The 12,770-nt window shown below is 39.6% G+C and carries 15 protein-coding genes and 2 tRNA genes; 3 read left to right on the top strand and 14 right to left on the bottom strand.

The features are described 5' to 3' along the window. Window positions 1-37 precede the first annotated feature (37 nt). Entirely contained in the window at window positions 38-925 is an 888-nt protein-coding gene (gene ilvE, locus PQ474_RS11750) for a branched-chain-amino-acid transaminase (protein WP_273843348.1), read from the bottom strand. A 301-nt stretch (window positions 926-1,226) separates the two neighbouring features. Between ilvE and PQ474_RS11755 the strand changes: the two genes are divergently transcribed. After that, window positions 1,227-1,631 carry a hypothetical protein gene (locus tag PQ474_RS11755; RefSeq protein ID WP_273843351.1) on the top strand — a complete coding sequence of 135 codons (405 nt, stop codon included), beginning with the start codon at window positions 1,227-1,229 and terminating at the stop codon, window positions 1,629-1,631. A 40-nt stretch (window positions 1,632-1,671) separates the two neighbouring features. Here PQ474_RS11755 and PQ474_RS11760 read toward each other — a convergent pair. From PQ474_RS11760 to PQ474_RS11785, 6 genes are all read right to left on the bottom strand, one after another. After that, a tRNA-Arg gene (locus PQ474_RS11760) sits at window positions 1,672-1,748 on the bottom strand. A 3-nt stretch (window positions 1,749-1,751) separates the two neighbouring features. Next, window positions 1,752-1,822 (bottom strand) — tRNA-Gly (locus PQ474_RS11765). 190 nt (window positions 1,823-2,012) lie between these two features. Next, entirely contained in the window at window positions 2,013-2,525 is a 513-nt protein-coding gene (locus PQ474_RS11770; RefSeq protein WP_273843354.1) for a metallophosphoesterase family protein, read from the bottom strand. A 16-nt stretch (window positions 2,526-2,541) separates the two neighbouring features. After that, complete coding sequence (locus tag PQ474_RS11775) at window positions 2,542-3,135, bottom strand: XTP/dITP diphosphatase (protein WP_273843357.1); 594 nt, start codon at window positions 3,133-3,135, stop codon at window positions 2,542-2,544. Between the two features lie 5 nt (window positions 3,136-3,140). Then, window positions 3,141-3,896, bottom strand: coding sequence for a ribonuclease PH (rph, locus tag PQ474_RS11780; protein ID WP_273843358.1), 756 nt, complete (start codon window positions 3,894-3,896; stop codon window positions 3,141-3,143). A 134-nt stretch (window positions 3,897-4,030) separates the two neighbouring features. Then, window positions 4,031-5,104: a GerMN domain-containing protein gene (locus tag PQ474_RS11785; RefSeq protein WP_273843359.1), complete on the bottom strand. Its 1,074-nt coding sequence runs from the start codon at window positions 5,102-5,104 to the stop codon at window positions 4,031-4,033. A gap of 130 nt (window positions 5,105-5,234) precedes the next feature. Here PQ474_RS11785 and PQ474_RS11790 point away from each other — a divergent pair, with 130 nt between their 5' ends. Further along, the gene (locus PQ474_RS11790) at window positions 5,235-5,360 is read left to right on the top strand and encodes a hypothetical protein (protein WP_273843360.1); all 126 of its coding nucleotides are present in this window, start codon (window positions 5,235-5,237) and stop codon (window positions 5,358-5,360) included. A gap of 23 nt (window positions 5,361-5,383) precedes the next feature. Here PQ474_RS11790 and racE read toward each other — a convergent pair whose 3' ends face one another. The 4 genes from racE to PQ474_RS11810 all read right to left on the bottom strand — a co-directional run bounded on the left by racE (window position 5,384) and on the right by PQ474_RS11810 (window position 8,820). Then, window positions 5,384-6,196 carry a glutamate racemase gene (gene racE, locus PQ474_RS11795; RefSeq protein ID WP_273843361.1) on the bottom strand — a complete coding sequence of 271 codons (813 nt, stop codon included), beginning with the start codon at window positions 6,194-6,196 and terminating at the stop codon, window positions 5,384-5,386. Between the two features lie 32 nt (window positions 6,197-6,228). Next, window positions 6,229-6,672, bottom strand: a complete 444-nt coding sequence (locus tag PQ474_RS11800) for a MarR family winged helix-turn-helix transcriptional regulator (RefSeq protein ID WP_273843362.1) — start codon at window positions 6,670-6,672, stop codon at window positions 6,229-6,231. A 166-nt stretch (window positions 6,673-6,838) separates the two neighbouring features. Further along, window positions 6,839-8,557: a phosphoenolpyruvate--protein phosphotransferase gene (gene ptsP, locus PQ474_RS11805; RefSeq protein ID WP_273843363.1), complete on the bottom strand. Its 1,719-nt coding sequence runs from the start codon at window positions 8,555-8,557 to the stop codon at window positions 6,839-6,841. Then, window positions 8,557-8,820, bottom strand: coding sequence for a phosphocarrier protein HPr (locus tag PQ474_RS11810; protein ID WP_273843364.1), 264 nt, complete (start codon window positions 8,818-8,820; stop codon window positions 8,557-8,559). Before PQ474_RS11810 ends, ptsP begins: the two co-directional genes overlap by 1 nt. A 564-nt stretch (window positions 8,821-9,384) precedes the next feature. Between PQ474_RS11810 and PQ474_RS11815 the strand changes: the two genes are divergently transcribed. Beyond that, window positions 9,385-9,609, top strand: a complete 225-nt coding sequence (locus PQ474_RS11815) for a helix-turn-helix domain-containing protein (RefSeq protein ID WP_035664029.1) — start codon at window positions 9,385-9,387, stop codon at window positions 9,607-9,609. A 111-nt stretch (window positions 9,610-9,720) separates the two neighbouring features. Here the strand turns inward: PQ474_RS11815 and PQ474_RS11820 are convergent, their stop codons facing one another. From PQ474_RS11820 to sdhA, 3 genes are all read right to left on the bottom strand, one after another. Beyond that, complete coding sequence (locus tag PQ474_RS11820) at window positions 9,721-10,167, bottom strand: acyl-CoA thioesterase (protein ID WP_273843365.1); 447 nt, start codon at window positions 10,165-10,167, stop codon at window positions 9,721-9,723. An 80-nt stretch (window positions 10,168-10,247) separates the two neighbouring features. Continuing rightward, complete coding sequence (gene sdhB, locus PQ474_RS11825; RefSeq protein WP_273843366.1) at window positions 10,248-10,997, bottom strand: succinate dehydrogenase iron-sulfur subunit; 750 nt, start codon at window positions 10,995-10,997, stop codon at window positions 10,248-10,250. Next, on the bottom strand, window positions 10,994-12,763 hold the full coding sequence (gene sdhA / locus PQ474_RS11830) for a succinate dehydrogenase flavoprotein subunit (RefSeq protein ID WP_273843367.1): 1,770 nt from the start codon (window positions 12,761-12,763) through the stop codon (window positions 10,994-10,996). The genes sdhB and sdhA overlap by 4 nt, the downstream gene beginning before the upstream one ends. Window positions 12,764-12,770: the final 7 nt, after the last annotated feature.

Genomic DNA, 12,770 nt, shown 5'->3' on the forward strand with positions numbered 1-12,770 from the left:
GTTGCTTCTCTCTCCACTCTTCTCCACTATTCTCTCTCTATACTTGTGTATAAACTTTTACTCCCTCTTTTACAACACGTTTTCTAAATGCTTCTAGCAAACAATTTGTTTCTTTTCCAGGCTTTCCATTACCTATAACCCGCCCGTCTACTTTAACAACGGCGATTACTTCAGCAGCTGTACCTGTTAGAAACACTTCATCGGCTACATACACATCGTGTCTAGTAAAAGGTTCTTCCTTAACTGTATATTCTAGTTCCTTAGCCATTTCTATAATTGCATTTCTTGTAATGCCTTCTAGCGCTCCAATATATCCAGGAGGTGTGAGTAACTCTTTCCCTCTTACAATAAACACATTATCAGCAGATCCTTCAGCGACATAGCCTTGGTCGTTTAACATCAGGGCTTCACTGACACCAGCCAAGCTTGCTTCAATCTTTACTAGAATATTATTCAAATAATTCAGTGATTTAACTTTGGGACTTAGAACATCAGGACGATTTCTCCGTGTAGCCACAGTGACAATCTCTAATCCTGAATCATATAATTCTTTTGGAAATATGGCTAATTCCTCAGCAATGATAATCACTGATGGTCTAGCACATGATGCTGGGTCAAGCCCAAGATTCCCTACTCCTCTAGAAATCACAAGTCGAATGTAAGCATTGCTCAACTCATTCTTTTGTAAAGTGTTAATAATTAAGCCTTTTACTTCATCTTTAGTATGAGGAATTTCTAGCATGATCGATTTAGCCGAGTTATAAAGTCTATCAAGGTGTTCTTGTAAACGAAAGACGTTTCCATCGTATACACGAATTCCTTCAAACACTCCATCCCCGTATAAAAACCCATGATCATAAACTGAAATCTTTGCATCCTGTTTTCGGACAAATTCACCATCAAGGTAGATCCATTGTTCACTCATGACGTTACTCTCCTCATGTTTCATGTAATTCTTGTTCGTATCTAGAACGCCATTACATTTTTTATCTCTCTAGAGCGGACATTTGTTTTTTTAAAATAGTTGTTGTTGAGATTTATCTTACGCTCATTCAGGTGCATGGTCAACCATTTTTTTAAAAATAATTTGACTATTTTGATTAGTTGTTCAAAGTGGTAACGCTTACACCGTTGGTAGCTTTGAATTAGAAAAAATTAATTCCACTTATTCCTATTTTACGGATATAAAAGAAACGATAGGACATGCTAGTATTGGGTGATCATACATGGTAAAAAAACACAAAAAGTTTATTAAATTAACCAAAAAATTTCCATTTATACGATTGAATAACAATCGTCGCGCTTCACTTGTTGTCGTTGAAGACCTTTGGACCAAATGCAACACAGAAGGAGAAAAACTTCTCTATCATCAGTTACGAGCCAATATGTATTATCCTACTCCCCATTATTGGATTGATCATGTACGCGCGAATATTGCTCTCGTTCCTTTTCGATTGGCTTTAATTGAACTGAGACCTGGTCTGAATGAAAAGCGAATTATGAAACAATTGAAGAGACATCACTGGCGAGTCATTTTTTATGAAACAGAACAGTTATTAAAAGATGAACATTTGCTTGTAGATTTAGTTTCAAAGCAAGCACCAACAAAAAACGTCTCCACCTCATCATAAGGTGGAGACGTTTGATTTTAAATTAGTTATGTAGAAAAAATGGCGTCCCAGGAGAGATTCGAACTCCCGACCGACGGCTTAGAAGGCCGTTGCTCTATCCTGCTGAGCTACTGGGACAAGAGCGGGTGATGAGAATCGAACTCACATCATCAGCTTGGAAGGCTGAGGTTTTACCACTAAACTACACCCGCATATTTTAGTACTAAGTACTTTAAACTATAACATAAAGTCATTTAATTTTCAACGACTTTATAAGATCAATGTTCGTGCGCCTTTCAGCGACATTTATTACTATACCAAATAAAATAAAGAACGTCAATACTATTTTAAAAATAATTTAGTAGATCTCCTCTAAAGAAAGATAAGAGGAGATCTCTTTTCTTATTCCTTCGTAAATTGTCGGCTTAATTCAGTGACCTTTTTACCTTCGTAATTATAAAAGGTCACTTCGATCGTTGAATCACTATACTCACAAATACAGTATGTGCCGTCTTTATGTTCGCGCGGAAGACGAATACTTCCTGGATTAATGTAGACAACCCCATTCTCTTGAAACGTTGTTGCTACATGAGAATGACCAAAACAAGCGATCTGTGCTTGTTTTTCTTCTGCTCGGTAGCTTAAAGGAACATGTGTCATCTTCACATTATATAAATGCCCATGCGTTACATAAATTGTAACACCCTTTATCTGCTCTATCACATCATCGGGGAAGTCTGTACCAAAATCACAGTTCCCTGACACAACTTTAACTCCATTAATAACTGGATCGTCTGCTGTTAATTCAGAATCACCACAGTGAAATAATGCATCCACTTCGTTTCGATGACGGTCCAATACGATCTGCAGTTCCTTGCTCCATCCATGACTATCACTAATGATTAACGCTCTCATTGCTACCTCCCTTTGACTAACTCCATTCTTCTTTCTTGGCAAGAAGCTGTTTCAACGCTTTTGCTCGATGGCTACGCTCGTTTTTTTGCTCAGCTGTTAATTGAGCCATGGTTTTATCAAGCTCTGGTAGGTAAAAAATAGGATCGTATCCAAAACCGTTAGAACCAGTTGCACGCATGGCAATATATCCTTCACAAGCTCCCTCATAAAAGAACGTTTCACGATTAGGCTTTGCTACAGCTAAGCAGCAAACAAAGCGAGCGGTACGATCATCTCCTGGGATATCCACGAGTTCCTTTAACACTTTTTCACTATTAGCTGTATCACTTTTATCTTCCCCTGCATACCTTGCTGAATAGACACCAGGTCGTCCATCTAACGCATCTACCACTAATCCTGAATCGTCCGCAATCACCATTTGATTTAAATGAGTGGCTAGCACCTCTGCTTTTTTTGCTGCATTTTCTGCAAATGTCACTCCATCTTCCTCGATATCAGGAAGTTCTGGATAATCTAGAAGTGATTTGACTTCCCAGCCTGCTTTTGCGAACATTTGTTGAAACTCGGCTATTTTTCCTTTATTTTTGGTTGCAATAACCATTTCCTTCATACTCATTATTCTCCTTTAAGCCCTTGATTCATTTTCTCTGCAATCGGACCAAGTACTTCTTTCTGCTTTGCGACAAGCGCATCAATACCTAATTCTGCTAAATCAAGTAATATGTTAAGTTGTTCTCTAGAAAATGTTGCTTCTTCTCCCGTTCCCTGAAGCTCTACAAATTGATGATTTCCGGTCATGACAACATTCATATCTACTTCTGCAGCCGCATCCTCTAGATAACAAAGATCAAGGAGTGCTCCTTTTTCTGAATCAACCCCCACCGAAACAGCAGCTAAGTAATCTTTAATCGGCCACTCTTTTATTTTTCCTGCTTTTATCGACTTCTCCATTGCTAGAGCTAATGCAACGAAAGCTCCTGTAATAGAAGCTGTTCTCGTTCCGCCATCTGCTTGTATGACATCACAATCGATCCATACCGTACGTTCACCAATTTTCTCTAAATCAAGGACCGTACGTAAGGCTCTACCAATTAACCGTTGAATTTCCATCGTTCTTCCTGCCACTTTACCCTTTGATGATTCTCGAATGTTCCTTTGTTCTGTTGCTCTAGGTAACATTGCGTATTCCGCTGTAATCCACCCTTTTCCTTGTCCTCTTAAGAAAGGTGGTACACGGTCTTCTACAGTCGCATTACAAATGACTTTCGTATCCCCCATGGAAATAAGTACAGAACCTTCTGGATGCTTAACATAATTCGTTTCAAATGTTACTTCTCGAAGCTCAGTAACTCCGCGTCCATCAACTCTCATAAATGTTCCTCCTAAGTATATGTGAACCATAACTTTATTTATGTAATAGGTAAAAGGAGGTAGCAACATGCTCCTCCTTTTCCTAGCGATAGTATAAGTATAAAGAATTATGAGGCAGTAGTCCAATTTGCCACTTAATATCTTCCAGTATTAACTAATGATGGTCTTGAAACAGGCTCAGCAACTTCTCCTGATTCTGTTAGCACATCAGCCTCTCCATTAACTTGAATCGCCACTTTTTCAATTCCTTCTTGCTCTGTTAATGTAAGAGCAAGCATATCCATTACTTCAAAGGATACAGCTGTTGATTGATTCTGTGTCAAAATGGATTCATTAAAGTTCAGTGTTACCATTCCATTTTCGTACATAGGCTCGTCAACTAGTGCAACTCCTTGTCGGAAGTCCGTCAACAGATTTGATTGCAACGATGGGCCTTTTAGAAGTTCTTTAACCGAAGCAGCTAAAGCGTCTTCTCCTAAAGAAACTCGACGTGTTACTGGCACATAATATGTGTTGTCCCCATTTTGAGCAAGGAAGTAAAGAGTAACCCCTTTACTATTAACGACATCCGTTACATCGCCCGTTTCAATATTAATCCCATTTGCTCTACTTACCCCTTCTCCAATTGGTGTTCCGCTCACCGGCATCATATCTTGTTTATGACCGTTGATACGAATTTGAACACTATCCACATTCTCAAATTGCGTCAGTGTATAAGTAATCGCTTCTAACACTTGTCTTTCTTGACTTGGATCATAACTCTTAAATTCTTCTGAAAAATCAGCAATGGCAATTCCATCTTTTAAATCAACATCAACTTCAGTCCCAGCAGGAATCACGGCACGGAAGCCATTTGGAAGCATGTCTGTAACTGGACCTCCATCTACTAAATACTCGAGAGATTGCTTTAACACACTCTGTGTTTTCGGAAGATCCATCGTTTGAGGAACGACAAGGCCGTTGGAATCAATTAAGTAAAGCTCACGTTTAATCGGCTCTTCTGTTGCCTCCTCCCCATCTGTACCTTCCTCAGGTTCTTTTTCCTCAGTACCATCTTCTAACTCTAATGACTCATCTTCCTCTAAATAATTGGTAGGCGGTGTATCCATCTCGTTCGTTGCCTCATTAGATCCAAACGAACAAGCTGTCATTGTTAACAAAGTTGCAAAAGCAAGAACGGGAAGCCCTTTTCTAATTATCTTATGCATTATGTTTTTCCCTCCTAAGATAGTTTGTACTACATGTATACGAGCCCCCAAAAGAGAATAGACCAAAGATTTATAAAAAAAAGGTTGGGTTTCACCTTTTTTTGTAAATCTTTAGCGATGAGCGCAGCTGATGCCTGCTCTTCAACCGGGGATGGGTGCCCTTCCCATGCTTGGCGTGCAGCGTGTGGAGCCATTGCCACATTCAAACATGAACCTTATTCGAAATGAAACAACCACAAAAAAGCCTGTACGATAGACGTCATAGTCTATCCATACAAGCTAGCGAGTTGCAGATCGTTTTAACGAGATCGTTTCTACACACTCTACACTCACTTCTAACCATTGGTCTGCTAACCTTTTAAATTGAATCGCATCACCAGTTGTGAAAAAGCGAAGCTTCGGTATACGATCCTTCGTGAATAGAAGATTTTTATGATAAAGGAGGCTACTAACTTCTCGTGCAGTTTCATCCCCTGATGAGATTAGTTCAATGCCTGGCCCCACTCGTTTAGCAATTACATCTCTTAGCAATGGATAGTGGGTGCAGCCTAAGATAAGGGTATCAAAGGCAAGTCCGTCTAAAGGTTTTAGGGCTTCATCTACGATTTTTTCGGCTTCTATACCTTCAAACATTCCACTTTCCACTAAAGGGACAAAGGGAGGACAAGCAAGACTTTCCACTTGCACCTTGCTATTAATAGACTTCAATGCTTTTTCATAAGCTTGGCTTTGAATGGTTCCTGCCGTTCCAATTATAGCGACATGGTCTTTTTCAGTGACTTTTAGGGCACTTATTGCCCCAGGGTGTACCACTCCTACAACCGGGATGGAAAGCTCTTTTTTTACCTCTTCAAGCACAACAGCTGTAGCTGTATTACAGGCGATTACAAGCATCTTTACATTGTCTTCTAACAGACGATCAATCATTTCCCATGTAAATCTTCTAACTTCTTCCACCGTTCGTGGACCGTATGGACAACGAGCAGAGTCACCGATATAAATGATCTCTTCCTTTGGCAGTTGTCTCATAATCTCTTTGGCTACCGTAAGGCCACCTAATCCAGAATCAATAACTCCAATCGGTCTATCCAACTCTTACCCCTCAATTTCTAACGACAGCATTTTTATTGATTCACACGTGTCGCTTTCATCTCTTCATGCAAAACATGCAAACTCTTCTCAAGGAAGTTCACTTCATCTTGAGAGAAGTCTGATAAAATATCTTCCAAATAATCTTGACGTTTCTTAATTACCTCTTCGATAATCGTTCGCCCTTTATCTAATAAATGAATGCGAACAACACGTCGATCATTTTTATCTTTCACTCTTTCAACGAGTTCATTTTTTTCCATTCTATCTACTAAGTCGGTCGTTGTACTGCAAGCTAAGTACATTTTTGTAGATAGTTCACCAATTGTCATTTCCCCAAACTCATTAAGCCATTGCAATGCAACAAATTGTGGTGGAGTTATTGGAAACTGCGTCAGGATTTCTCGACCCTTTTGTTTAACCATTTCTGATACTCGTCTTAACGAACGCTCGATTTGTTCGATCTGGCGATGATCCATCTTACGCACCTCCTCTACACAGATAACTGTGTTATTTTCATTATTGTCGCTTGTTTTTTCACCAATTGCAAGAGAAGAATGTGACAATTTCATGCAAGCACAATGGGCAAAGTAAAAAAGTTGACTCATAAATCGGTTCTTCCGATCTTGAGTCAACTTCATCTACTTATTCAGTCATGAACGTTTCACGAACTCGTTGTTCTACTTCATCTGCAGTGTCCAAATGTAACATCTCATTTGAAAATGCTGCCAGCTCTTCTTTTGAAAGAGAAAGCAATTGACTACGAGCAGGTAAAATCGACGTCGCACTCATACTAAACTCATCTAACCCAAGTCCAAGTAATAATGGAATCGCTACTTCATCTCCGGCCATTTCTCCACACATACCAGCCCACTTCCCTTGTTTGTGAGCAGCATCGACAACCATTTTAACTAAACGTAAAATAGCTGGGTGATACGGCTGATACAAATAAGAAACGCGCTCATTCATGCGATCAGCAGCCATTGTGTATTGGATCAAGTCATTCGTTCCAATACTGAAGAAGTCAACTTCTTTTGCAAACAAGTCTGCAGCTACAGCCGTAGAAGGAATTTCCACCATCATTCCGATTTCCATTTCTTCTGACACTGTCACACCAGCTTCAACTAGCTTACTTTTTTCTTCTAGTAGCATCGCTTTCGCTTGACGGAATTCGTCTAGCGTTGCAATCATCGGGAACATGACTTTTAAGTTACCGAACGCACTAGCGCGAAGAAGAGCTCGTAACTGCGTACGGAAAATCTCTTTTTCTTCTAGACATAAACGAATTGCACGGAAACCTAAAAACGGATTCATTTCTTTAGGTAAATCTAAGTATGGTAACTCTTTATCTCCACCAATATCCAACGTGCGGATAACAACGGGCTTGCCTTCCATGCGTTCTACTACTTCTTTATAAGCTTCAAACTGCTCTTCCTCTGATGGAAGCTCTGTTCTTCCCATATAAAGAAACTCTGTACGATAAAGACCAATGCCTTCAGCACCATTGTTAATAACACCTTCTAAATCTTTAGGTGTTCCAATATTAGCTGCTAGTTCAACATGTTTTCCATCTTTAGTCGTCGTTTGCTCACTAACAAGCTTTGCCCACTCTGCTTTTTGCTTAGCAAAATCATCACGTTTCTTTGTATAAGTGGCAATTTCCTCATCAGTCGGCTCGACAATCACTAATCCATCAAGGCCATCAACAATGACGGTCATTCCCGTTTGAATTTTAGCTGTTACTTCTTTTGCTCCCACAACAGCAGGGATCTCAAGAGATCTAGACATGATCGCTGAGTGAGATGTCCGACCACCGATATCTGTTGCGAACCCTTTAATGAAAACAGGATTAAGTTGCGCAGTATCTGATGGTGTTAAATCTTCAGCAATGACAATCGTTTCTTCAGAAATGGTCGCTAACGACTGTGCTTCAATACCAAGTAGATGACCTAAGACACGCTTAGATACATCACGGATATCTGCAGCACGTTCCTTCATGTATTCATTATCCATGTTTTCAAACATCGTAATAAACATCGTCGAAACTTCATTCATTGCATACTCTGCATTTTGCTTATTATCAGTAATCTTGCCCTTAACGGTATCGACAAGCTCAGGATCACTTAATACAAGTAAATGAGCAGCAAAAATTTCGGCTTTATCAGGTCCTAATTCTTTTTCCGTCTTATCTTTAATAACAGACAACTCTTCTTTTGATTTCGCAAGAGCTTGATCAAGACGTTGTACTTCACTAGCCGGATCTTGAACCTCTTTTAATTCGATCGTCATATCTGGCTCTTCATGTACAAAAGCTTTTGCAATCGCTACACCAGAAGAAGCAGCGATACCAGTCAGTTTAAGCATTATTCCCCTAGCCCTTCTTTAATTACATCTTCAATTGCTTGCAACGCTTCATCAGCATCTGAACCTTCAGCTTTCACAGTAACCTCTGCACCTTTACCAACGCCTAAAGACATAACACCCATAATGGATTTAAGGTTAACCGATTTACCTTTGAACTCAAGGGTAATATCCGAAGAATATTGACCTGCTTTGTTTACTAATTGTGTTGCTGGACGTGCATGAATTCCCGTATCTGCTGTAATTTTAAATGTTTTTTCTGCCATCTCTAATCTACCTCTTTCTTTTTATATGATTTATTTAGAAAAACTTGGCTCGCAAGAAGTTCTTATAAGAAAAGAAGCATTGCTACTAAAGCGAGTCATGTTTTTTCTTCATTTTTTTTGCTAGCACTTATTACCAAATATAACAAAAGGCATAAGCAAAGAAACGCATATGATAAAAAACGATAGGATTGTACCCTTTATAGAGTACCCCATCTTTATCTCATATACACTTCTATACTTATGCCTGATCGAATCAGTAACACGTAATAAGTGCAATTGTCGTAGCAATCATCTTTTCTAAATTGAATCATAAACAGTATAGCATAAGTTTTTTTTGAATATCAATAGGAAAACCTCCACTTATTCGACAAAAAGTGAAATGTATTTGTCTAGCTATTAAAAATTGCTTTCTGAGTCCATTTCTTCATCTTTTCTTTTTTATTTTCAATAATAAAACACGTCACACACCTTCTTGACATATACTATCGAGACTAAAACCCTTCAATACGTGGGATTTGAGTCCCCACAAATCGCTCTCAGCCCGAGCAAGAAGGAGTGAACTCATTGAAAGGAGCAGAATTCGGACCTAAACCCTTACTTACGAAAAGGGAACGTGAAGTATTTGAACTTCTTGTCCAGGATAAGACAACACGAGAAATCGCACAAGAGCTTTTCATAAGTGAGAAAACCGTACGAAATCACATTTCTAATACGATGCAGAAGCTGGGGGTTAAGGGGCGCTCTCAAGCGGTTATCGAATTAATACGACTAGGAGAACTTGAAATATAGAAACACTAAATTTCACAAGCTCTTCCATTTCATTGCTCACCGTGTTTTAGTCGTTTCATATTTTAAAGAGGGTAGATCAAATTTTTTGATCTACCCTCTACTTTTAACTGATTATTTTTCAAATCCCATGCGCATATCTTCATCCCATTCAACCGAACGACCGGTTTCTTTACTTATTTGCACGATGGTTCCTCTGCCGAGTAAACACACCTCGCTTTTCTCATTATGAGCCACATAGTGAAGGTCAATGGATGAACGACCAATTTGGTGAACTTTGACTGAAATGGTTAAACGCTCATCAAATTTAATTTGCTGTATGAAATCACCATGCAAGTCAGCTACAACGACCATTGTTTCATGCTCACGACTCGTCCACTTTTGCATCAACCCAAGGTGTTTAAAAAATTCGATTCGCGCTTCCTCAAAGTACACAAACGCTTTCGTATTATTAAGATGTCCAAAAGCATCTGTTTCAGAAAATCTCACTTTTACGGGCACAGAAAATTGAAATTCAGCTAGCCATTCTTCGACTGATTCTATGTATGATGGTACTCTCATGCAAAACACCTCATCCATTTCAACATTTTTATAAAAAGAAGGGTCTAATCTCTAACTGCAGAGACCAGACCCTCTTATCCTTAAGCACCAAAGAAGTTTTTAAAAGATTGTAACGTCGTTTGACGATTTAATGCGGCAATTGAAGTTGTAAGTGGAATGCCTTTAGGGCAAGATTGCACACAGTTTTGTGAGTTACCACAGTTTGCAAGTCCACCTTCACTCATAATCGTTTCTAGACGCTCTTCCTTATTCATCTCACCTGTTGGGTGAGCATTAAATAAACGAACTTGAGAAAGTGGCGCTGGACCGATAAAGTCTGACTTGCTATTCACATTTGGACAAGACTCTAAACATACTCCACATGTCATACATTTAGAAAGTTCGTAAGCCCATTGGCGTTTGGTTTCAGCCATACGTGGTCCTGGACCAAGATCATACGTACCATCGATTGGAATCCAAGCTTTTACTTTCTTTAATGAATCGAACATACGACTACGATCAACCATTAAGTCACGTACAACAGGGAATGTCTTCATCGGCTCAAGGCGGATCGGTTGCTCAAGTTGATCAACTAAAGCCGTACATGATTGACGTGGCTTTCCGTTAATCACCATTGAACACGCTCCACACACTTCCTCAAGGCAGTTCATATCCCAAGAAATAGGAGTTGTTTGCTCCCCTTTTGTATTAACTGGATTACGACGGAACTCCATCAACGCAGAGATGACGTTCATATTTTGACGATATGGAACCTCGAACTCCTCTTCATAAGGAGCACTGTTTGGTTCATCTTGTCTCAAAACTTTAAATTTGATTGTTTTTTCACTCATGATTTAACAGCTCCTTGCTTCTTTTGAGAGTAGTCACGTTTACGTGGCGTAATAAGCGACGTATCCACTTCTTCCCATGAAAAATCAGGTGCATTTTTCGCTGGATTAAATGTAGCTTTCGTTGTCTTCAAGAATTCTTCGTCATTACGTTCTGGGAAGTCTGGCTTATAGTGAGCTCCACGACTTTCGTTACGATTATATGCACCAAGTGTAATAACACGCGCAAGGCTTAACATTCCATCTAACTGACGAGTGAATGAACCACCTTGATTACTCCACTTCGCTGTATCATTAATGTTAATGTTTTTATAACGTTCCATTAACTCTTGAATTTTCTCATCTGTTTTTAGAAGCTTGTCATTGTAACGAACAACTGTTACGTTATCTGTCATCCACTCACCAAGCTCTTTGTGAAGGATATAAGCATTCTCTTTTCCATCCATGCTAAGAATCTTATCGTAAGCGTCTTGTTCTTTTTTCACTTCATTATCGAATAAAGAAGATGGCATTGCATCTGCTGATTTTTCTAGGCCATTCATGTATTCAACCGCTTTAGGACCCGCAACCATTCCACCATAAATCGCAGAAAGCAGTGAGTTCGCACCAAGTCTATTTCCACCATGTTGAGAGTAATCACACTCTCCTGCAGCAAATAGACCAGGAATGTTTGTCATTTGATCATAATCAATCCACATACCACCCATTGAGTAATGAACAGCAGGGAAGATTTTCATTGGTACTTTACGTGGATCATCACCCATGAATTTTTCATAGATTTCAATGATTCCACCAAGCTTAATATCAAGTTCTTTAGGATCCTTGTGAGAAAGGTCAAGATATACCATGTTCTCTCCGTTAATTCCTAACTTTTGCTCCACGCAAACATCAAAGATTTCACGAGTTGCAATGTCACGTGGTACTAAGTTTCCATAAGCAGGATATTTCTCTTCTAAGAAGTACCAAGGTTTTCCGTCCTTATACGTCCAAACACGTCCACCTTCACCACGAGCAGACTCACTCATAAGTCGAAGCTTGTCATCCCCAGGAATCGCAGTTGGGTGAATTTGAATGAATTCCCCATTCGCATAATGAACGCCTTGTTGATAAAGCTTAGCCGCAGCATATCCAGTATTGATAACCGAGTTAGTAGATTTACCGAAGATAATTCCAGGTCCACCCGTTGCCATGATAACAGCATCTGCTTGGAAACTACGAATTTCTGATGACTTTAGATCTTGTGCTGTAATTCCTCGACAGGTTCCTTCATCATCCACAACAGCAGATAGGAATTCCCAACCTTCATACTTTGTAACTAAACCACTTACTTCATGGCGACGAACTTGCTCATCTAGTGCGTAAAGAAGTTGTTGACCAGTTGTTGCCCCAGCAAATGCAGTTCGGTGATGTTGTGTTCCACCGAAACGACGGAAGTCTAGTAAACCCTCAGGAGTACGGTTAAACATAACACCCATACGGTCCATTAAATGAATGATTCCAGGTGCTGCTTCTGTCATTGCTTTTACAGGAGGTTGATTCGCTAAGAAGTCTCCTCCATAAACTGTATCATCAAAGTGCTCCCATGGAGAGTCACCTTCACCTTTTGTATTTACCGCTCCATTAATTCCACCTTGCGCACAAACTGAGTGTGAACGTTTTACTGGAACTAAAGAGAACAGATCAACAGGTACTCCCTTTTCTGCCGCTTTAATTGTTGCCATCAGACCAGCCAGTCCGCCTCCGACAACAATAATTCTACCTTTACTCATATGTGAT

The sequence above is a fragment of the Halalkalibacter alkalisediminis genome (assembly GCF_028610705.1).
Classification (GTDB): domain Bacteria; phylum Bacillota; class Bacilli; order Bacillales; family Bacillaceae_D; genus Halalkalibacter; species Halalkalibacter alkalisediminis.